This is a genomic window from Aquimarina sp. AU474 (assembly GCF_900312815.1).
In the GTDB taxonomy this organism is placed as follows: Bacteria; Bacteroidota; Bacteroidia; order Flavobacteriales; family Flavobacteriaceae; genus Aquimarina.
In genome coordinates this window covers 444,219-464,999 of the sequence record NZ_OMPE01000008.1, presented here as the reverse complement: position 1 = coordinate 464,999, position 20,781 = coordinate 444,219, and the positions used below count along the sequence as shown (strand labels likewise).

The following is a 20,781-nucleotide window of genomic DNA, read 5'->3' as shown; positions in this document are numbered from 1 at the left end:
AACTATTGTATATTACTTAGTATTTCTTTTGTGAAACCATTAGTGAATTTCACATTTGTTGAAGTTTGCTCAAACAACACATCGCCCGTAATACTACCATCCCATTGGGCGCCAGAAATTACTTTACGCTTGGCCATAAATGTATAGCCGTTAACAGTTTTGTACTCTGCCTCCATAAGTAATACTCCGGGAATAAACCCTTTTACTGTAAATAGAAATCTATCTATAAGAAAGGTTTTTGGATTAATGTATAGGATAAATTCATCCTGAACCTCGCCTACTCCTTTGTTAAATCCTATTTTTACAATTTTATAGTTTATTCGGTTGTGCGTTCTATTGGGTAATAACTCGTATACAATTCCTTGATCCAATAATTTAGGCATCATCGTAAACCAATAAAAATTAGCTTTACGTAAAAAATTAGCACTTTTTAATACCTTTAGATCTGTTATATTTTTATCTCCAAGTGTAACATTGGTTTGCGTACTACCATCATAAAATTGAGTTACAGTTTCGGTTGTATTCGGAAATACAAAATATTGGTGGGTTTTATAATTCCCCCAAGATACTTCTCCGTCGAAAATATAACGTTCGGTAGATACATCTTTTTTATTGGTTTTTGTACTATAAAAAGTATATTCGAATGCTACATCTTTTAGTTTTTTAAGCAAATCATAATTTCCAGTTTTTGCAACTACTTTATGGATTAATCCTTTTGCTACGGGGCTATTTTTTGTGTCTATTTGTTGTGCTATCACTGAGTTTATACCCAAGACTATAGTAATATAAAAAGTTATTTTTTTCATTATTTCTAACATTGTATTATTATAAAAATTTATCAGCTTTTTCATTAGCATCCCGTTTTTTACGTTTTGCTTTTTTGTTTTTTATTCCAAATCGATAGGATAATCCCAAAAATACCGACTGACTATCCCTTTTATACTCTCCTTCCTGTATAATAGTTCTAAACGCATTAAAAGCGAAACGTTGAGTTTTAAAGATATCATTGAAATTGAGGTTAATACTTCCTTTTCCTTTTGCAAAACTATAGCGAGCACCAATATTCATAAAAAAGTTTTCTTTCAATTCATACTGTAATACACGTTGCTTACCGGTATACAGTGTGAATAATTGAAATGTAAGTGCTTTTGTAGCCTTAAAATTATTACTTAGTTTCACATTAAAAAGAGTATTATCTACCTGTACTCTATTGTTTTCGATAATCCCTTCTTGATTTCTTGAATACGCATCAATGCTTCCGTTAAAACGCCACCAATCATTGATTTTATAGTTAAGCGATAACTCGAGACCCAAAGCATTGGTAGTATCAAAATTGTCGTAATCAAGGATTAATACTGTTGGATTTTCATCATCAAAAAAGCCTCTTCTATTAATCTCATCATTAATTCTTCTATAAAAACCCCCAAAGGTTATATTTCCTTTATCAAGTGTTCTATTATAATTTAACTCAATAGAGTTAGTAAACTGTGGTAATAAATTAGTATTTCCAGTAATGATAATTTGAGGTGTACTAATTCTTCGAATAGGATTTATTTGGTTTAACGAAGGTCTATCTACCCGTCTACTAAAACTTAGGATATAGCTGTTTTTGGCACTTTCATCTGGAGTATATTTTAAGAACCCGGACGGATATATATTAAATTGTTGATCATCAAAAGTGTTGCGCTCACCCCCTATTTCTGTAAACTGATTATCAGTTTCATAATTTTCTAACCTGATTCCTATATTATACTGCCATTTATTCCATTTTTGACTAAAAGTGGTGTAGAATGAATAAATATCTCTGTCAAAAGAGAAATTAGAATTTCTAAAATCTATTCGGCTTGTTGTATAAGTGTTATCCACTTTGTTCATACGGGCTTCTATGCCTAATTCTAAGGTAGAATTTTTAGAAATGGGATTTTCATAATCCAAATTTAGAATCGTATTCGTTCGATCATCATCTATAAATTCTTCGTAATCATCCGTAGGTGCATTTGCAAGAAATGTAAAGTCGTTATTAGTTTTGTTTGTTAATCGGTTAAGGTCAACTTCTAATTCGATAGCATGATTTTCAGAAAAGGTATGCTTATAGTCAAAATTATAGGTAGAATTAAGATTATCCGTTTGTAAATCATCTAACTGTTCAAAATTGAATCCTGGATTTGTAAAAAAACTGATTGTTTTTTTACCATCAGATAAACGCTTGGATATATTTTGATTAGTATATACAGAAAAGGTATTTCTGCTATTAATAAAATAATCAAAACCCATTTTAATTAGATGTGATGTTTGATTATTAATATTTTTGGTTAACTGATTGGTTTGCTCGACTGTACGAGTTACTGTACCTCGGGATATTTGATCTCCGAAACGATTACCATAACTCCCATAAAGATTAAGTTTCTTATTGCCATAATTTAGATTTAGCGAATTATTATAACGATCTCGTTCACCATAGGTAAAACCAAGATTTACAGCTCCATTAAAACCTAGATTGGTATTCTTTTTTAAAGTAATATTAATAATACCGCTCATTCCTTCTGGATTATATTTTGCCGAAGGATTAGTGACTAACTCTATGGTTTTAATGGAAGTACTTGGTATTTGCTGTAATAAATCTCTTGGCGTAAGACTAGTGGGTTTTCCATCAACAAGAATGCGAACATTATCATTTCCTCGTAAGGATATATCACCATCTTGATTAATAGTAACAGAGGGAATATTACCCATAATATCACTAGCCGATGCGCCAGTTGTGGTCAAATCCTTACCTACGTTAATTACTTTTCTGTCAATTTTTTGTTCAATGGTTGAGCGTTCTGCAGTAATTTCTACGGTATCGAGCGATAAAACATCTTCTACAATAGCAATATTACCTATGTTTATGGCTTTGTTATTAGCAGATAATACAACTGCCATTTCTTTGGTTTCATATCCAATGTACTGGATATTAACTGTATAATTTCCATAGGGGATTTTTTTGATTGAAAAACCACCGTTATCATTTGTAATGCCCCCTGTAGTGATATTTTCTCCAGATTTGATGATCACATTTACATAAGGTAATGTTTGTTTCGTATTTCCATCTATTATTTTTCCTTTTACAGCTCCTGTTTGAGCACTTAACTGTAATACACAAAAGAAGCTCCATAAAATCAATGTAACATTTTTCATGCTTATTTTTCTTTTACAATATGGATTTCTGAAATGAGATCAACCTCTTTACCCAGCGCAAATTTTGCAGGAGCATAATTTGTTCCTATTTCGAAATCTTCACGAAGTATAATACCGATAACGCTGATAAATTTATTTGTAGTTTTAAATCTTGGATGCACGTAACTCCCTTTATCCAAAAGTTTTAACGAAATTGTTTTCGTAATACCTCCCATTGTAAATTGCCCTTTTGCTTCATATACATTGGTACTAGTTTTAGTAATGTTGGTACTCTTAAATTGTATTTCTGAATACTCATCTGTATTAAAAAAATCTTTTGATTTTAAATGTTTATCTCTGTCTGCTTGATTGGTATTGATTGAAGCGGTATTTATTGTTATACTTACTTCAGAAATTACACCATCTTTTTCAATGAAGGAACCCGAATAATTTTCAAATGAACCTTTGATTTCACCAATTTTAAAATAAGAGATTTCAAAATCTATGGTAGAGTGATTAGGATCTATCTTCCATGAGTTTTCTTGAGCGACTATAGGTAATGAAGTTAGTAGAAGTGTTAAAAACACAAAACTCATTTTACCAGTTGATACCAATGCATTTTGAATACTTTTCATTTTTAAATACGTTTAAATTTTGTTTACTTTTTTAATTCTTGGGCAAATTAATTGAAGAAGCTGCTCATTATTTATGAAGCCAATAGATAAGCCTCTAATGATGTCGAATAGTGGATTGATAGTCTTAAATAATTTCGTCGACATCAACTGCATTTTGGACATCGTGAAATTAGTATTGATAGATCTCTAAGTAATCAAACGAGTAAGATTTGTATTTTTACAACAAACAAATGACTAATGCTACAAAGACTTCAAAAACTTATAGAGACTTCAAGATTAAAATACCTAGTGTTTGGAGTATTGATTTTTGTGTTTTCTGTATCGTCTTCGAGCTGGTATTACAATACAACTCATGAATTGCTTATTACATACTGCATTCGCACGACTTTGCAAATAGCAATGGCCTTTATTATTATAGAGTTTTTAATTCCCTATTTTTTAAATAAGAGAAAAACTACCATTTTTACCATATCAATAATTACTACACTACTTATCTTTTATTGTATTTGCACCTTAATTTATATACATTATTTTGAAATTGCTTTTCCTTCTACATATACTAATTATATAAAGCGTTTTCATGATACTTCATTTTCGGGAAGACTGACCAACATTAGTGAGTTTATATCAAAATCCCTGTATTTATTATATCCAACATTTTTGTTATTAGTATTAAAACTGTACTTAGAAAAACAACACTTGTTAAAGCTAAATGAGCAAAAAAAAACAGCCGAATTAGCAGCATTAAAACATCAACTAAATCCACATTTTTTATTTAACACTCTTAATAATCTCCATGCCTTAACACTTAAAAAATCTGATGATACATCAAAGGTCATTGAAAAATTATCTCACATTTTAGACTATATTTTATACCGGTGTAATGATGACTATGTTACACTTCATAAAGAAATAGAACTCATTAACAATTATCTATCTTTAGAGAAAATACGATATGGTGATAGAGTAAAAATAACCTTTACGCAACACGTAAGTGGGGATGAAAAAATTGCACCGTTGTTGTTGCTAACTTTTATCGAAAATGCTTTCAAACATGGTGTAGCTCAAGAGATTAATCAAGCAAATATCGAAATCCAAATTTCAAAAGAAAATGACCAATTAGTCTTTTCAATAAAAAATAGTGTGCCTCAAGTGATAAAAGAAAAAGAAAAAACAACATCTATAGGATTAAAGAATATAAAAGAACAATTAGAATTACTTTATCCTAAAACACATGATTTGATTATCAACAACGGTTCAAATTCTTTTTCTGCACGTTTAAAATTAGATCTAATATGACCTATAGTTGTTTAATAATAGATGACGAGCCTTTGGCTAGAGAATTAATCGAAACGTATTTGGAAAAACTTCCTAACTTTGAGTTAGTGTCTTCTTGTAAGAGTGCTCTAGAAGCCAGTACTATATTAGCAGAAACTAAAATTGACTTATTGTTTTTGGATATTGAAATGCCTCAATTAAAGGGCATCGACTTTTTTAAAAACCTCATGTACAAGCCCGAAGTGATTTTTACCACAGCATATCGTGATTATGCTCTGGATGGCTTTGAATTAAATGCTGTGGACTATTTATTGAAACCTATTTTTTTTGAACGTTTCTTCTCTGCTATCCAAAAGTTTTTGAAGTTACAGGAAAATACTACATCTAGGGATACTACTGATACCTATGAAGACAAGGAAAGTATATTTGTAAACAAGGCCAAAAAACAAATTCGTGTGTTTTTTGATGATGTGCTATATATTGAAAGTTTAAAAGATTATATCAAGATTCATTTTACCAATGAAACACTAACGATAAAAGAGAGTATTTCAAGTTTTGAAAAACGAATAGATAATCGTTTTATCAGAATTCATCGTTCGTACATCGTTAATAAAACGAAAATAACTGCATTTACAAAACACGACTTAGAAATACATAAAATTGAAATCCCTATTGGTAATAGCTACAAGCATAATATGATATACTTTGAGTAATTTTTAAATGGTTCTTCATTTGATATTTACATCACCAAGAATTTTATGATAATTCTTCAGAAAGCTCTTTAACTGTTTGTCGAGCAGTTTTTCCAACACCATAGATAGTGGCAGATGCAAATCCTGTCCAATTGCCATAACCCACCAGCCAAAGTTTTGGCTCTTTTACAGCGCGTGTATGATTAGTCTTTATACGATCATTCTCAATGATATCTAAAGGTTTTAAGTGTTCTAAATTTGCTTTAAAACCAGTACACCAAATCACTACATCGAAAGGTTCTTTTGTGCCATCCTGCCAAATAACACCTTCTTTATAAAACGATGTAAAAGGGCGTTTTGCATGCAATACATTTCTGTTCCTTGCTTCTTTAACACTAGACACCATCACTATATTACTTAATGAAGCTTTAATATCAGAAGAATTATCTATTGGCTTTCCTAAAAATTTTTGGGTAGCAGCATGAAACAAATATCTTCCATCGATATCATCTGGTAAAAAATATGGGGTCTCTAATGTTATCCATTGCGTTTGAGTTACTTTAGAAACTTCAGCTAGAATCTGAGCGCCTGAATTTCCTCCGCCTACAATCAATATTTTCTTTCTGGCAAACTCATTGGCATTTTTGTAGGTTATTGAATGTAATTGTTTCCCTTCAAAAATATCTTGATTGGGATAATTAGGAATAAAAGGTTGTTTTGCAGTACCTGTAGCACTTACTAATGTTTTACTGTAAAACATACCTCTATCGGTTTCAACTTTAAACAAATCCGCTTCTTTATTTACAGAAATAACATTTGTATTTCTTTGTATAGCCATATTATATCTAACTTCGTATTGTTCTAGATAATCTATAAATTCATTCTTTTTGGGATATTCGTTTTCACTTTTTGGCATTGCCCATCCCGAAAGAGAACTATATTCTGTTGGTGAAAACAAAGCAAGACTATCCCAGGTTTGTAACCACGCCCCTCCCGCCTTACTCTGATCATCCAAAATCAAATAATCATGATTTTTGCGCCTTAGAAAATAGGCCACAGAAAGTCCTGCCTGCCCGCCGCCAATAATAAGTGTATCGTATACTTTCATACTCCATTTTCAAAAAATAAGACTAGATAAGATTATGGTATCTCTTTACATTCTAACATGAACAATCATTTTCAGTTTTACCTGCTTCATTAAAAGAAATATCTAGACCCGTATCAATAGCATTTTTTAATTGATAAAAGGCTTGCTGAATTTTTTCTAAAGGCGAAGCTATGTTCATTCGCATAAATTGTGTGTGCGAACTTTCAAACCAACTTCCCGGCGTTAAAGCCAATTTTGCCTGTTTAATAATTAAATGCTCTAAAGCATCATCTGACAAACTTAATTTACTAAAATCTAACCAAACCTGATAGGTTCCTTCTGGTTTTAATAAAGTAACCTCTGGTAATTCATTATGTGCAAAATCTTGAATCCAATTAAGTGTTTTCTCAAGATAAATTAATAAATCATCTAGCCATTCTTCTCCTTGAGTGTACGCAGCAATTGTGGCATTAGCGGTAAGAATACTACCATGATCCAAATACATCGAAGTTACTGTCTTTTTTACAAGTTGCTGCGTTTCTTGATTTGGTATATACATATATCCATTAGAAATACTTTGCATGCCAAATGTTTTTGCAGGTGATCCTAGAACGGCAATATGATTTTTACCATTAACTATAGAGGCAATACTATTAAATTTGGCATAAGAGTAAACAATATCAGCATGTATCTCGTCACTAATAATGGTTACATCATACGTATTTGCAATAGTTACCAGTTTTTGCAACTCTTCTTTTGTCCATACACGACCAACAGGGTTATGAGGATTGCATAATAATATAACTTTTACATTCAATGTTTTAAGCTTACGTTCTATATCTTCAAAATCCATTTGGTAATGACCATCTTCAACCTTTAATGGATTACTAACTACCGTTCTACCGGCAGATTCAATAAGTTTAAAAAATTGATGATAAACAGGTGTTTGTACCATAATACCATCACCTTGGTCTGACAGTTCTTTAATCAACACTGAAATTCCTGTGAGTACTCCTGTTACTTGTATAAACCTTTTAGAGTCTAATTGTAATTGATGTCGTTTTACGTTCCAATCTGTAATTGCTTTAAAAACATTTTCAGTATCAAATTCATACGCATAGATATTTCTTGCAACCAATTTTTGTAGACTTTCTTGTATTGGCTTTGCTATTTCAAAATCCATATCAGCGATCCATAATGGCATTACATCTGTAGTGCCAAACATGCCTTTTAAATAATTTGGATTACTCTTTGCGAAATTGTTTTCGACTGTATGTATTTTATCAAATTGACTCATATCCTTCTATACTTTTACAATTATTATTTCTCCGCATAAACACCAAGACTAATAACAGCATTATTACTTGCTTTATATTTCTCTAATTCCTCGGGACAACAAACATATTGTAGTAATATATCATCTGGCATTTCAATTTCTCGTTCTTTAGTAATTGTAATGTTTTTAAAACCAGCATCCCTTATGGCTTCAATATAATCCTCCTGTTGTAGTGCCCCAGATATACAACCTGCATACATGTCGGCAGCTTCTTTGATACCTTTAGGTAAATCACCTTTAAGAACAATATCAGACATATTAAAATTACCGCCTGCTTTTAAGACGCGATATACTTCTTGATAGGCCTTCTTTTTATCAGGAACTAAATTCAAAACACAATTACTCACAGCAACATCAATACTATTTTCTTTTAATGGTAAGTTTTCAATTTCACCTAAAACAAAATCTACATTGGTATACCCTAATTTTTGTTTGTTTTTATTGGCTTTTTCAATCATTGCTTCGGTCATATCGATACCAATAACATGACCTTTTTCTCCAACAATTTGCCTGGCAATGAAAACATCATTTCCGGCTCCTGAACCTAAATCAAGAACGGTTTGTCCTTTTTTAATTTTGGCATGCTCTGTTGGAATTCCGCAACCTAAAGCATAATCAGCTTCAGCTTCATAACCTTCTACAGAGGCATAACTTTCACTAAGCGTCCAATCTTGAGCCGGTGATCCGCATGATGTTGGTCCACAACCACATCCTTCTCCAGAATTTGCAACTCTTGCATACGCTTCTTTTACTTGTTCTTTAATTTCTTGTGACATAATATATCTATTTACAAAGTGTTTTATTGATTTTCACTCTATAGACGTCACATGAAATAAAAGACGCAAAAAAAGTTTTAATCACAAGTTTTACTACAGTTTTTAACCTTGTAATCTATTACATCACCATAAACATCTGCAGAGATAACACAACACTCTTCGTAAGCAGATTTAAGCATCTCCCGCCCTCGTTGTACTCGTGATTTTACTCCCGAATATGAAATATTTAATTGATTAGCAATTTCTTTTTGCGATACATTCTCTAAGTCTGCCAATACAATTGCCTGTTTATATTTTTCGGGAAGTGAATTAATTAGTGGGTTTATACAATGTATAAGCTCTGATGTAAGTATTTCTTCTGAAAATTCCTCTGCTTCTACTTCTTTTGAAGTGCTATTAAATTTAATTTTCCTGAAATGCGATATGATTTCATTTCTAGTAATTTGATAAATCCATGATACTAATTTTTCTTTATTTTTTAAAGTATCAAATTTCGTAAACACTTTTAAAAAAACATCTTGCACAATATCTTTAGAAAGTTCGGGATCCTTTACTTTTGTGTTAACAAAATTTGTTAATCGACCATTCATATCGTTCCAAACGTGTATAATCTCATTACTCATAGTAGTAAAAATAAATCTTTGATTTATTTAAAGACGCAAAGAATAAAAAAAGACGCAAAATTTATTAGCAAAAAAAATATAAAACTTTTTAAATCAAATGCTAGCCTGTTTTTCGAATACGCTACAGTCAATATATTTTATATAGTATCCTATCTAATTGGAACTTATGTTTCATTATTTTTATAAGAACATTAATCCTCAATTTTTTCCAAATGATCTTTAGATTCGAAAGAGATAATAAATTTAGTGCCAACATCTAATTCGCTTTCACAGTGAATTTCACCATTCATCGATTCTATATATTTTTTAACGATCGATAACCCTAGGCCAATTGATGCTTCACCTTCTGTAGGCTGCGCACTAAGTTTTTGAAACCTACCAAATAGTTTCTTTTGATCTTCTTCGCTAATACCAGGCCCCTGATCTTCGACCACAACATATGTTCTGTCTTCATAAGATTTTACATGAAGTATTACTTTGCTTCCTCTTTCGGAGAATTTGATCGCATTAGAAACCAAATTTTCTAGCACTTGGATCATATAATTTTTATCCACTTCTACAAAATGATTCCCTGATTCCGATGTGATAATCATTTCAATTTCTTTTTCCTCTGCTGTAAGACGGAAACAGCGCACTACATAATTTACCAATTCTACCAAATCAATAACTTGACTCATTAATTTAACCCTATTGGTCTCTAAAGCATGTATATTTAAGATACGCCCAATCATTTGCTTAAGGCGATCTGCCGAGTTATCAATTTCTGTCAAATACGATTTCTGATCATTAGTTAAGTGTAACGAGGTAACATCAATTAATTGTATTAATAATCGGATATGACTCAGAGGAGTTCTAAGGTCATGAGCAACTACGTTAACCAACATATCCTTTTCCTTATTAAGATTAACCAGTTCCTCGTTCTGAGAGGCAACCTCTGCGGTTCTTTCTTGAACCTTTTTCTCTAATATAACATTTTGTTCTTGAATTAATCGTTCATTTTCCTTTGCAGTTAATAATGCCTCTAATTGCGCATCTTCTTTTTGCTTTTTATACATATTAATACGATCTCCTAGAGCAAATGAAAGTAATAATACTTCGAGAGCAGAACCAATTTGCATGGCATTGAGGTACGACATTACAAAAGTGAGATTTAAAGATTCAAGAATAGCAAAACAAATACCAACGATAAGAGCACCCCATGCCAATAAGTAGTATTTGGCTGGCCTGTACCCTTTTAATTTAAACCGAATACCTAGAATAAGGAAGTATGCTGCCATAATAAGTAGTCCACCTTGTGCTAACTTTAAACCTTCTATTTTAAAACCTAACAACACAAGTGCACATACCAAAATACCTATTACAAGAAACACCATGGATCCCTTATGCATAATAGAACCTGATTCTTTAGTGTTTAAAAACTTTTGTGTAAATAAAGTAGCGGTAATCATCGTGAGTCCAGAACTAACGACCACAATTTGATTTATAAAAGGGATATTAGGCCAGAAGTATTCAAAGTAATACCCAAATACCGAAGCCATAAACCAGGTAATACTAAATACATAAGCTATATAATAAAGATATATCCTTTCTCGGGTCGAAAAATACAGAAAGAGGTTATATAAAAATATCATCAGCATGAACCCAAAATACATACCTTGTAAAAAATCTAAATCATGCTCGTAGCTTAAAAATTGAGGTAATGTTCCTACTCGAAGAGGAAAAAACAAGGGCTGATCACTCTTTACCCTTAAATAAAAAGTTCGAGTATTGTTAACTTCAAAATCAAGAGCAAATAGATAATTACCTACTTCTATTTCACGACTATTAAAAGGTAAATCATCACCTGTATGTCTAGTAGAAATTAATTGATTTGCCTCATTAAATTCATAAAGAGATATCGAATCAATATAGGCCGAGCCAACATTGAGGTAAAAATTACCAGGGACTGTTTTTGTTACATTAAATTTTACCCAATAGGCCGATGCTGTACTAGAAAAATTTAAAGTTTCCTGTGTAAATGCTTTAAAATCAGAATCAAGATTGTTATTGATGATTTCTTCAATCGATAATTTGAGAGATACATCTTCTAGATAATGAGTTTGCATTCCAATATCCTGCAGCTCTGTAGATTCATGTAAAAGAACAGTGGTTTGACTAATTGAATTAAGAGAAGACAATAATAAAATGGATAAGATCCCTAAATAGTATTTGAAATAAGTTGTCATTCTTAATGTTTAATATTTTGAGAAATCATTTTTACTCAACTAGGAAATTTTATAAATTATACTCCTTGAATTTTCTAAAATATCTAAATTTTACTTGTAAGTTTATAAACCTTTTCACTAATATATGAACAAACTTGAAATACTTAAGGAAAAAGCCAAAGGAATTGTACTTAATGTCTCTGATAACCCACAAGGTCGCTATAAATTAAGGTACGAATTCTATCAAAAATACGGAGATCCTTTTATTAAAAGAAAAGAAGGTTTAGGAAATTCTGAATTAGCATTTATAAACTGGGAAATTAAAAGAGGTACACTCAACCCTATACATGCACAACATCCTGGTAGTCCTTGGTGGAGAGCCGTAAATAGTCATTTTCTATATATGGCAACCCTTGCTCAATTGATCAAAGAATCTGGCGAGACATTTATAGGACTTCCTGTCGCAGTTAACTTTTGGTTGGAGTTTATCAATACACCCAATGAATGTTCTTGGTATCGTGCTCATAACTCGAGTATTATTGCAGGGTATCAAGAAGCAGATACGTTAGCATTTAAAGAAAATATTTACGAGCAATATTTTATGAATATTGTGCTCTATCGTGTATTGTATGCCCAATCAATGGTTGAAGGGGTAAACTTTGGAGTGTTAGGTAAAATATTTGGTAATCCTCGTGGGTGCGCTGTTTCCATTATAACCGATATCGAAGCTTTTTACCCTAGTCATTACCCTTTATCAAAAAAAGATATTCAATACGTTACGCATCGTGCTCATAATTTAATAGGGCTAATCGAAGATGTTTTTGACAAGCTGTTTATTTTACCACATTTAGATGAGTTATATGCAGAAGCTGCCAAATGGAACAACTCCCCTATACTATTAAAATATATCAAAAACAATAAACCTCTTTACCCCATTGACAGAAGTGAATTAAATTCAACACATTTCAATAATACATTAATAGCTAAAAAAATCCATACTCCTTAAAATTAATAAACTGATGCAAAACACAGAAAAGAACAAAAAGAAAATAGCCATACTAGGTAGTGGTATGTCATCTCTAACAACTGCCTATGAACTAAGCTCATACGAAAACTGGCAAGATCATTATGACATCACTATTTATCAAATGGGATGGAGACTTGGTGGTAAAACGGCTACCGGTAGAGGTCCAAATGAAAGAATTCAAGAGCATGGTATTCACATTGCACAAGGGTGGTATGAAAATGCTTTCAGATTAATACAAGACTCATACAAAGAATGCGAACAGTATAATTTAATGCCTAATAGTCCTTTTAAATCTTGGGATGATGGTTTTGATCGAGAAGATACTACCCTACTCACCCACTTTGATCCTAAGACTAATAAATGGATCAAAAAGAACATTGTTTTTCCATCTAACGAATATATACCTGGTCAAGGTGGACCACTTCCTTTTTCAGCCATTATTCACAAGGCCATAGGTCTAATTGCCGAAATTTTGTTTGGTACAGATCCAAACAAGGATAATCTGGTAAGTATGGCATCCGCATCTGTAAAAGAAATTAAACCGCCAGAACACCATACGCTTTGGGCAAGTTTTAAATCTAAATTTGAGGAGTTTGTAAAAGATAAAATCTTTAAGCATGAAGGTGAGAAACTATTGAATTATATCTCCGAATTGGTTCAAAAATTAACTAATGAGAATCACGATGATGCACAACGAAAAGATCATCATTCTATGATCAAAGAGCTACTCGACTTACTTTCAAAATGGGTGACTAAGCTTATTGATTCTATAGCCGATCACAACGAATACTTCTATTGGCTAGCTGTATTCGTAGAATTTGGGCTTGTAAATATGAAGGGAACATTTGAGGATGTATATAATCCAGAAACTCATGAGTTAGATTATGAACGCATCAATGATTTGGATTATAGAGAATGGCTCAAAAATCATGGAGCGAGTGAACGATTGTTAAGTTCTGCCATGGTGAGGTTTCTATACACAGGAACGTTTCACAACCTAACGGGATCTGATCAACAAGGATATTTAGCTGCTGGAGTTGGGCTTCATTTCCTAACTAATTCTGCAGGATATAAAGGGTCTTTCGTATGGAAATTTAAAGCTGGAACTGCAGATACAATGATCACCCCTATTTACTTGGTGCTTAAAAACAGAGGAGTAAAATTTAAGTTCTTTCATAAGGTAGAACAGGTACATCACTCTGATTCTGGCGCAATAGAAAAGGTATCTATGGTAGAGCAAGTAACCTTAAAGAATGGTACTTACAATCCTACTTATAAGTTCAAAGATCTAGATGTATGGCCAGGAGAACCGTTGTATGATCAAATAGATGATCAACAAGCTAAAGCACTTAAGGAAGGTAATTATGATCTTGAAGAAGCATGGTGTAATTGGGAGAATGTAGGCAAAGTATCTTTAGAAAAAGGTAAAGATTTTGATTATGTGGTTTTGGGTATTCCTATTGATGTTTTAGGCGGGAACGAAGGTATTTGTAAAGAGATTATTGACAATAACCAAGCTTGGCGAGACATGTATAATCATGTAAAGAGTATCCCAACCATGTCTATGCAGTTATGGATCAAGCCTACATTAAAAGAGTTAGGCATGAATTTACCCGATTGGGGCTTTCCTGAGGGGGCATTACCAAACTTGGTAACGTATGCCAATCCCCAATATTCGTTCATTGATATGTCGCAGGTTATGCCATATGAAGATTGGAAAGATGATGAACCAGGAGTATTGATCTACTATACCGGATCATTTCTAGATCCAGAAGTGATCCCTCCATATTCAGATCATAATTACCCTCATGAGCAATTAGAACGGATCATGCGTGTTTCAGAACAATGGTTGAAAGATAAAATGGGTTGGTTCTTCCCGAATGCCACTACATTAGAGTATCCTGAAGGAATGAAACTCGATGTAATTCATGATTTTTCTAAACAAGCAAAAACAGATTATGAAAGATTAAAAACACAATTTTTTAGAGCTAATGTAAACCCAACGGATAGATATACATTATCGCTTCCTGGATCCAACAAATATCGCCTTAAGGCCAATGAATCTGGTTTTGATAATCTTATAATCACTGGGGATTGGATCAATTTTGGTGTTAATGTGGGATATTATGAAGGGGCTATTATTGCAGGCCTTCAGGCTGGTCAAGTAATTAGGGATAAACTTAAATTACCGAGTGAAACAGAAATATTTTCTGGAGTGCAGTTAAAATAATATCACGTAAGTATGTTTTCAAAATAAAAAAGCACCAGTTATAAAAACTGGTGCTTTTTTATCACACCTACCTATTCATAGAGGATATATCTTTCTTCAAATTGTATAAAAATTCAAAAGATATACATCATTACTTAGGTCTATAACATAGAGATTCATTATTGAAGCCTTGCCACCTACCCCAATGATAGCAAGGCAACTATTTCAAACTCCAAATTATTTTCTATTAAATTCGAAAGTTTGTTTTAATGATAACATAGAAATTAATTAATACAACAAAGTATAATTATGCTCATTAAAAAATCACTTGTAAAAAATGCGATGTCTATCATTTTTACTTTGTACTCCTTTAGTTTCTGGAGGGTATAAAGCCTTACTCATGGCTTCAATGTAATTTGAAACCCATTTTGATAATACTCTATTAATCAAAAGTTTCAAACCTTTCTTTTTACCTTTGGTAATAGTAAAATTAGTTTCCATAATAATTAGATGAATTGGTTATACATTATTTTAAAAAATCCACTGAGTTTATACCTCATTTTGTACTCCATAAGGGAATCGAACCCTTGTCTTCCGGTAGAAAGCCGGATGCACTAAACCACTATGCTAATGGAGCAATTTGTCTGGGGAACAGGACTCGAACCTATACCCTCCCGTGTCCAAGGCGGATAAACTACCATTGTTATACCCCCAGATAAGTATTATAGTACCGGCAGGATTCGAACCTGCAACCTTCCGAGAGACAGTCGGGTGCACTAACCATTGTGCTACGGTACTCATTGTGGAAGTAGTAGGATTCGAAAACTCAATACCTCCAATACTCGATTATTAATATGTCTATATGAAATATGACAATAAAAAAAGACGCCTTATTCGGGCGTCTTCTTATATATTTTGATGTATGTATAAGCTATGTTCTTATCATCATCTTTTCTATAAAACAGACACCTTTTATATTCTTATCAGAACAATATTCTCTTTGCTCAGTAAAGAGGCGATTTAAAATATGTAGAGAACTATTCGGTGTCATTTTTATACGTTTTATATTAATTATAGTAATGCAATATTGATTATTATTTTTTGTTATGATTGCGATGCAAAGATGAAAACTTTTTTTTAATTCGCAAACATTTTTTTAATTTATTTTATTGATAACCAGATAGTTACATTTAAAAATAGATATAGGAATCCCTGTCCGTTTTCCAACGGATTTTGGATATTTTGGCAATCGTCTGTCTCCCTGATGCTTACTTTCCAAATACTATTCTTTATGTGCTAACTAACTTCTATTCATGTTTGACAAAATAATTCATAAAAAAAGCGTCCAATTTCTTGGACGCTTATTGTTATATCTAGTTTTTGTTTTAAATCACTTCATAAAATGTTCAAAAATAGCTATACAACGTCCCGTTTCGATTGGATAATTTATTAATCCTTCGATAATCGCACTGACTCAACAGTACTTTCGGTTCGGTATATATTCTATTTAATGTCATTTATTATACAAATATGGATAATTTATGGCTTAATTTCCAAATTTATTTACAAGATTAGTATGTTTTTATGAAAAATGGTTAATCATATAGGCTCCACCAATGTATGCATTGCTAATTTAAATGCTCCCAAATGAATAGGCTTTATTTGTTTAATATACCATAGTGTAACAAAATGTTCACTATCATGTCTGTACCATATAAATCAATCAAAAAAATCAAAAATGTTTCATTACCAAAAGACAAAATCAAGGCATTTGTTGTATGCCTGTTTATTAACAGTACTAACTTCTACATCGTTTTATGCAACTACCTCAAATATTTGTATAGATATTCAAACAAAACAAATCAGGCTTGAAAATGAAGATTCTATACGCTCCTTTAATAACCATTACATTTCTAAATCAAAAATGGATGCTTTTATACAACATCAAATGGATTCATTGCATATGCCAGGTTTATCTATTGCATTTGTTAATGATGGTAAAATAGCATATCACAATGCTCTAGGTGTTACAAATATAGACTCTAAACAAAAAGTAGATTCCAAATCCATATTTGATGCTGCTTCTATGTCCAAAACAGTATTTAGTTTTTTTACCCTGAAAATGATAGACGACGGACTTCTTAATCTCGATACGCCTTTATACAATTATATGGAGTATCCTGATATCGCATATGATCCACGTTACAAATTAATCACTGCTAGAATGGTATTATCACATACCAGTGGCTTTCCTAACTGGAGGTTTCTCGATCAACAAGGAAATTACAATCCAAATAATAAGCTAACTATCCTATTTGAGCCTGGAACTAAATTTCAATATTCAGGAGAAGGTTACGAATATTTGGCTAATGTAATAGCGCACCTAAAAGGTGTAAAAAAGAATGAACTACAAGACATTATTAAAAATGAGATTTTCGAACCTCTACATATGAATAACAGTAGTTTTGTTTGGAATGATTACATCCAAAAACATCGTGTTGATGGTCATTTTAATGGGAAAGTAAATAAAGGGTATAGTAACAGTGCTAAAGACCCCAATTTCAAAGCTTCTGCCAGTTTACAAACGGAATCAAAAGCATATGCTAATTTTCTAATAGGAATAATGAACTCTAAGATTTTATCAAAAAAGAGCTTTAACGAGTTACTAAAAATACAATCAATTTCATTAGCAACGAAAAAATCAAAAAAACGTAATTATGGATTGGGAATTGTTATTGAAGAATCTACGTATGGACTCAATTATTCTCATGGTGGTGATAATTTAAGTAATACAGCATTATACATGTTCAATCAAGAGAATAAAGTTGGGTATGTGTTTTTTACCAATTCAGAAAATAGAAACAAATTCAATAAAAACTTAATAGATTTTCTTTTAAAACAGTAATTCTACTTAACATCAATAATTAAAAAGCTTCAATACATTAGTGTTGAAGCTTTTTGGGTTATCCGATATTCAATGTATAGTTTTTTTAATTAAAGTTAAGAAATGAGGGGCATAAATAGTAGCGGTTTTTTTAATTACAAAATGGGCTAAAAACCTATATTCGCGCCATGTGGATGTATTTAGGTCTTTTGGCAGCTCTTTTTTTAGGATTACATAATCTATGTAAAAAACATGCGGTACAAGGAAACGAAGTATTCCCCGTGCTTTTGGGAACAATTGGTTCAGGTTTTTTAGTACTCCTACCCTTTTTTATAGGCTCACTTTACTTTCCTGAATATACCCAAAAAATAGGATTCCATATTACACCTATATCATGGGAGACTCACGGTTTTATTTTTATAAAATCAATGATCATGACAACATCCTGGGTATTGGCGTATCAAGCTTTAAAGCATTTACCAATAACAATTGTTACTCCTATACGCTCTGCTGGTCCATTTTTCACTTTTATTGGTGCTATCTTAATTTATCAAGAGAAACCTAATTTCTTGCAATGGATTGGTTTTTTTCTAATTATTTTCTCGGTACTATTATATTCCAAAATTGGAAAAAAAGAGGGAATTAATTTTAAGAGAAATAAATGGATCTTTGCTATTATCGGAGCGACATTTTTAGGAGCTTCTAGTGGTTTATATGATAAGTTTTTAATCCAGAGCCTAGAGTTAAATCCACAAACCTTGCAATTCTGGTTTTGTTCATATACTGTATTAATATTATTGGGTATTTTATCAGTAACATGGTTTCCCAATGCCCAAAAACGTAAAGAGTTTAAATGGCGGTGGACTATTATAGCTGTTGGTATTTTATTACAAGCGGCAGATTATTTTTATTTCAGAGCCTTGCAAGATCCTGATGCATTAATCATGTTGCTATCTGCTATAAAAAGAAGTCAAATACTAATTGCCGTGGTTATAGGAGGTCTTGTCTTCAAAGAAAAAAATAAACGTAAAAAATTAGTCCCACTACTAGGTATTATGCTTGGAGTATTTTTGATTTTGTATTCGTAGATTATTCAAGATACATTATCATTTCATAATATCCACCTCTACTTCACTTATATCTTAATACAGGTGAAGTAGAGATTCGTATCATTTATTGAGTCTATATATATATAATTACACCAAATGTAACTCTACTAAATTGAATCCTTTTATTAATTATTACTAAACCACATCCCATTCACAACCATTTGGTTCTATTTTCCAAGATTGTGTTCCCAATATATATTTCCTTTGAACATCTTGCGGATTTGAGTTCTCGTTCTCAACATATACTATTCCATGTCTCACATTGTTTCTTCGATCAGGATCATTTGGAAACTCATTCTCTATTTGTATAAACTGAAGTGGACTTGGAGTACCTTCAAAATTTCCTGGAATAAATACTCTAACTCCTTCTTTAGAGTTATTAGGTTTTGTCATGGTAAATTGTATTCTACTGTCCCCTCTACCTATTCTGTCTCCTAACGCATTTATTTTTCTAGCACCCGATACTAAGTTGCCTCCTAGTACGGTACCACCAATAAATTCTTTAGTAAGATGAGCATTTTCGGAACCACAGCCTACCCAAGTAGCATAATTATGACCAGATTTAATAGGTATTTTTGTCCCCTCTGTATAAAGATTTGAAATAACACTATATGATATATTCAATAGCTCTATTCCGGTGTTACAACTAATAATTTCACAATGATCAACCGTTGCTACACTCGCATCAACACCAGTAAATCTTAATGCTGTATGGCAGTCAAAAAAGTATAAATCCCTAAGACTTGTATTATTTGAGTTACTTATATTTGCATGGCCCTCGACTTGTACTCCTGTTTCCCAATGCAGAAATCTAATATTTTCTAACCTAAGCCCATGGCATCTGCAAAGGATACCAGTCATACCCGACTGAGTTAAATTATCCTCACGCACTAAATCAAGGTTCCGAATCGTACTAAAAGTTGAATCATATCTAGGGTTTCGAAAGGCATCAGGTTTAGAGTAATCTTCTCCTATTATTAAACAAGAACCACTACTTTTCATTACAATTCTAGATCCTTGCCCATCTAAAATAATTTTCTTTCTAATCCAAATAGGTTTATCTAATTCGAAAGTTGTATTTGGAGCTAATTTAATTAATTTTCTTCCTTGAAAAGATGAATTAATATCCGCTGGAGTTTCAAGTGATACTCTAAGTTCTTCGGGTGTATAAACTGTACTCATTTTTAATATTTTTAAGAGTTAATAATTGATGTCAAAAAAATATTAGTTAATATTTTATTACTTTATGAGTATACCCTCAAAAGGTTAACATGATTGTTTTAATTCTATATACAATCCATTGCTTAGTACTTTATAAATGTATATGATTTGTGGATGATTTTCCATTTTCCGTTTACTTTTAGTAACATCATAAAATCTGTGTACAATCGTTTTTTGCTAGGAAAATCAATTTCTACCTTGGCCATAGCGGCATCATTTACAATATCTATAGATACAATCTTACCAATACGATCGTGTTTTTGTCCTTTTTTAAAATAGCCAATGTATTTTTGACCAGAAAGTGATCTTAACGAATCATTGGCAATAGAATATAGATGTAAGTCTTTATGGAAAGCTCTTTTTATTCTATCTGGTTCACCATTTGATGTTCCTTCTATATAATCCATAAGCGTATTTGTTACTAAAACCTTGTCGGATTGAGCTACACTTTTTTGAATGCCTGTTACTATTAGAATGATTACGATTATTCTTTTCATTTGTTCGATTTTTTAAGATTGATGAATGTTATTCTTTTTACGAAACT

At 31.9% G+C, this 20,781-nt stretch carries 17 protein-coding genes and 3 tRNA genes; 6 read left to right on the top strand and 14 right to left on the bottom strand.

Going from position 1 to position 20,781, the window contains the following annotated elements:
- Positions 1-2: 2 nt before the first annotated feature.
- Genes DK508_RS11920 through DK508_RS11910 form a run of 3 tightly spaced genes read right to left on the bottom strand, consistent with a single transcriptional unit; the run spans position 3 to position 3,791 of the window.
- Entirely contained in the window at positions 3-851 is an 849-nt protein-coding gene (locus DK508_RS11920) for a DUF6503 family protein (protein ID WP_160114672.1), read from the bottom strand.
- The gene (locus DK508_RS11915) at positions 826-3,177 is read right to left on the bottom strand and encodes an outer membrane beta-barrel family protein (protein ID WP_109300982.1); all 2,352 of its coding nucleotides are present in this window, start codon (positions 3,175-3,177) and stop codon (positions 826-828) included. The genes DK508_RS11920 and DK508_RS11915 overlap by 26 nt, the downstream gene beginning before the upstream one ends.
- Before the next feature lie 2 nt (positions 3,178-3,179).
- The gene (locus tag DK508_RS11910) at positions 3,180-3,791 is read right to left on the bottom strand and encodes a YceI family protein (protein ID WP_109300981.1); all 612 of its coding nucleotides are present in this window, start codon (positions 3,789-3,791) and stop codon (positions 3,180-3,182) included.
- 237 nt (positions 3,792-4,028) lie between these two features.
- On the opposite strand from DK508_RS11910, the gene DK508_RS11905 reads away from it, so the two are divergent.
- Complete coding sequence (locus DK508_RS11905) at positions 4,029-5,090, top strand: sensor histidine kinase (RefSeq protein WP_109300980.1); 1,062 nt, start codon at positions 4,029-4,031, stop codon at positions 5,088-5,090.
- Positions 5,087-5,782, top strand: a complete 696-nt coding sequence (locus DK508_RS11900; RefSeq protein ID WP_109300979.1) for a LytTR family DNA-binding domain-containing protein — start codon at positions 5,087-5,089, stop codon at positions 5,780-5,782. The genes DK508_RS11905 and DK508_RS11900 overlap by 4 nt, the downstream gene beginning before the upstream one ends.
- A 43-nt stretch (positions 5,783-5,825) precedes the next feature.
- On the opposite strand, the gene DK508_RS11895 is transcribed toward DK508_RS11900, so the two are convergent.
- From DK508_RS11895 to DK508_RS11875, 5 genes are all read right to left on the bottom strand, one after another.
- Positions 5,826-6,869: an ArsO family NAD(P)H-dependent flavin-containing monooxygenase gene (locus DK508_RS11895; RefSeq protein WP_109300978.1), complete on the bottom strand. Its 1,044-nt coding sequence runs from the start codon at positions 6,867-6,869 to the stop codon at positions 5,826-5,828.
- Positions 6,870-6,921: 52 nt separating this feature from the next.
- Positions 6,922-8,145: a MalY/PatB family protein gene (locus DK508_RS11890; RefSeq protein ID WP_109300977.1), complete on the bottom strand. Its 1,224-nt coding sequence runs from the start codon at positions 8,143-8,145 to the stop codon at positions 6,922-6,924.
- Between the two features lie 23 nt (positions 8,146-8,168).
- A complete protein-coding gene (arsM, locus tag DK508_RS11885; RefSeq protein ID WP_109300976.1) occupies positions 8,169-8,960 on the bottom strand; it encodes an arsenite methyltransferase in 792 nt (263 codons plus the stop codon).
- Positions 8,961-9,037: 77 nt separating this feature from the next.
- On the bottom strand, positions 9,038-9,583 hold the full coding sequence (gene sigZ / locus DK508_RS11880) for an RNA polymerase sigma factor SigZ (protein ID WP_109300975.1): 546 nt from the start codon (positions 9,581-9,583) through the stop codon (positions 9,038-9,040).
- A 191-nt stretch (positions 9,584-9,774) separates the two neighbouring features.
- Positions 9,775-11,808 (bottom strand): sensor histidine kinase, encoded by a 2,034-nt coding sequence (locus DK508_RS11875; protein WP_109300974.1) that lies wholly within the window; start codon positions 11,806-11,808, stop codon positions 9,775-9,777.
- A gap of 124 nt (positions 11,809-11,932) precedes the next feature.
- Here DK508_RS11875 and DK508_RS11870 point away from each other — a divergent pair, with 124 nt between their 5' ends.
- A complete protein-coding gene (locus tag DK508_RS11870) occupies positions 11,933-12,793 on the top strand; it encodes a hypothetical protein (RefSeq protein ID WP_109300973.1) in 861 nt (286 codons plus the stop codon).
- Positions 12,794-12,806: 13 nt separating this feature from the next.
- Complete coding sequence (locus tag DK508_RS11865) at positions 12,807-15,044, top strand: FAD/NAD(P)-binding protein (protein ID WP_109300972.1); 2,238 nt, start codon at positions 12,807-12,809, stop codon at positions 15,042-15,044.
- 303 nt (positions 15,045-15,347) lie between these two features.
- On the opposite strand, the gene DK508_RS21130 is transcribed toward DK508_RS11865, so the two are convergent.
- The 4 genes from DK508_RS21130 to DK508_RS11850 all read right to left on the bottom strand — a co-directional run bounded on the left by DK508_RS21130 (position 15,348) and on the right by DK508_RS11850 (position 15,821).
- Complete coding sequence (locus tag DK508_RS21130) at positions 15,348-15,524, bottom strand: hypothetical protein (protein WP_160114671.1); 177 nt, start codon at positions 15,522-15,524, stop codon at positions 15,348-15,350.
- Positions 15,525-15,587: 63 nt separating this feature from the next.
- A tRNA-Glu gene (locus DK508_RS11860) sits at positions 15,588-15,660 on the bottom strand.
- A gap of 6 nt (positions 15,661-15,666) precedes the next feature.
- Positions 15,667-15,738: transfer RNA gene (locus DK508_RS11855), tRNA-Pro, on the bottom strand.
- Between the two features lie 10 nt (positions 15,739-15,748).
- Positions 15,749-15,821, bottom strand: a tRNA-Asp gene (locus DK508_RS11850).
- A 940-nt stretch (positions 15,822-16,761) separates the two neighbouring features.
- Between DK508_RS11850 and DK508_RS11845 the strand changes: the two genes are divergently transcribed.
- Together DK508_RS11845 and DK508_RS11840 are read left to right on the top strand one after the other, a co-directional pair.
- A complete protein-coding gene (locus DK508_RS11845) occupies positions 16,762-17,928 on the top strand; it encodes a serine hydrolase (protein WP_109300971.1) in 1,167 nt (388 codons plus the stop codon).
- Between the two features lie 167 nt (positions 17,929-18,095).
- Complete coding sequence (locus tag DK508_RS11840; RefSeq protein WP_109300970.1) at positions 18,096-18,995, top strand: DMT family transporter; 900 nt, start codon at positions 18,096-18,098, stop codon at positions 18,993-18,995.
- A 156-nt stretch (positions 18,996-19,151) separates the two neighbouring features.
- Here DK508_RS11840 and DK508_RS11835 read toward each other — a convergent pair whose 3' ends face one another.
- The gene (locus tag DK508_RS11835; RefSeq protein WP_109300969.1) at positions 19,152-20,198 is read right to left on the bottom strand and encodes a hypothetical protein; all 1,047 of its coding nucleotides are present in this window, start codon (positions 20,196-20,198) and stop codon (positions 19,152-19,154) included.
- Positions 20,199-20,320: 122 nt separating this feature from the next.
- Complete coding sequence (locus DK508_RS11830) at positions 20,321-20,734, bottom strand: nuclear transport factor 2 family protein (RefSeq protein WP_109300968.1); 414 nt, start codon at positions 20,732-20,734, stop codon at positions 20,321-20,323.
- Positions 20,735-20,781: the final 47 nt, after the last annotated feature.

Bases quoted from the DNA above. Each gene is read 5' to 3' on its own strand.
- DK508_RS11915 (WP_109300982.1), bottom strand. From the start codon at position 3,177: ATGAAAAATGTTACATTGATTTTATGGAGCTTCTTTTGTGTATTACAG.
- DK508_RS11890 (WP_109300977.1), bottom strand. From the start codon at position 8,145: ATGAGTCAATTTGATAAAATACATACAGTCGAAAACAATTTCGCAAAG.
- DK508_RS11840 (WP_109300970.1), top strand. From the start codon at position 18,096: ATGTGGATGTATTTAGGTCTTTTGGCAGCTCTTTTTTTAGGATTACAT.
- DK508_RS11910 (WP_109300981.1), bottom strand. From the start codon at position 3,791: ATGAAAAGTATTCAAAATGCATTGGTATCAACTGGTAAAATGAGTTTT.
- DK508_RS11865 (WP_109300972.1), top strand. From the start codon at position 12,807: ATGCAAAACACAGAAAAGAACAAAAAGAAAATAGCCATACTAGGTAGT.
- DK508_RS11870 (WP_109300973.1), top strand. From the start codon at position 11,933: ATGAACAAACTTGAAATACTTAAGGAAAAAGCCAAAGGAATTGTACTT.
- arsM (WP_109300976.1), bottom strand. From the start codon at position 8,960: ATGTCACAAGAAATTAAAGAACAAGTAAAAGAAGCGTATGCAAGAGTT.
- sigZ (WP_109300975.1), bottom strand. From the start codon at position 9,583: ATGAGTAATGAGATTATACACGTTTGGAACGATATGAATGGTCGATTA.
- DK508_RS11835 (WP_109300969.1), bottom strand. From the start codon at position 20,198: ATGAGTACAGTTTATACACCCGAAGAACTTAGAGTATCACTTGAAACT.
- DK508_RS11875 (WP_109300974.1), bottom strand. From the start codon at position 11,808: ATGACAACTTATTTCAAATACTATTTAGGGATCTTATCCATTTTATTA.
- DK508_RS11905 (WP_109300980.1), top strand. From the start codon at position 4,029: ATGCTACAAAGACTTCAAAAACTTATAGAGACTTCAAGATTAAAATAC.
- DK508_RS21130 (WP_160114671.1), bottom strand. From the start codon at position 15,524: ATGGAAACTAATTTTACTATTACCAAAGGTAAAAAGAAAGGTTTGAAA.
- DK508_RS11920 (WP_160114672.1), bottom strand. From the start codon at position 851: ATGAAAAAGCTGATAAATTTTTATAATAATACAATGTTAGAAATAATG.
- DK508_RS11900 (WP_109300979.1), top strand. From the start codon at position 5,087: ATGACCTATAGTTGTTTAATAATAGATGACGAGCCTTTGGCTAGAGAA.
- DK508_RS11895 (WP_109300978.1), bottom strand. From the start codon at position 6,869: ATGAAAGTATACGATACACTTATTATTGGCGGCGGGCAGGCAGGACTT.
- DK508_RS11845 (WP_109300971.1), top strand. From the start codon at position 16,762: ATGTTTCATTACCAAAAGACAAAATCAAGGCATTTGTTGTATGCCTGT.
- DK508_RS11830 (WP_109300968.1), bottom strand. From the start codon at position 20,734: ATGAAAAGAATAATCGTAATCATTCTAATAGTAACAGGCATTCAAAAA.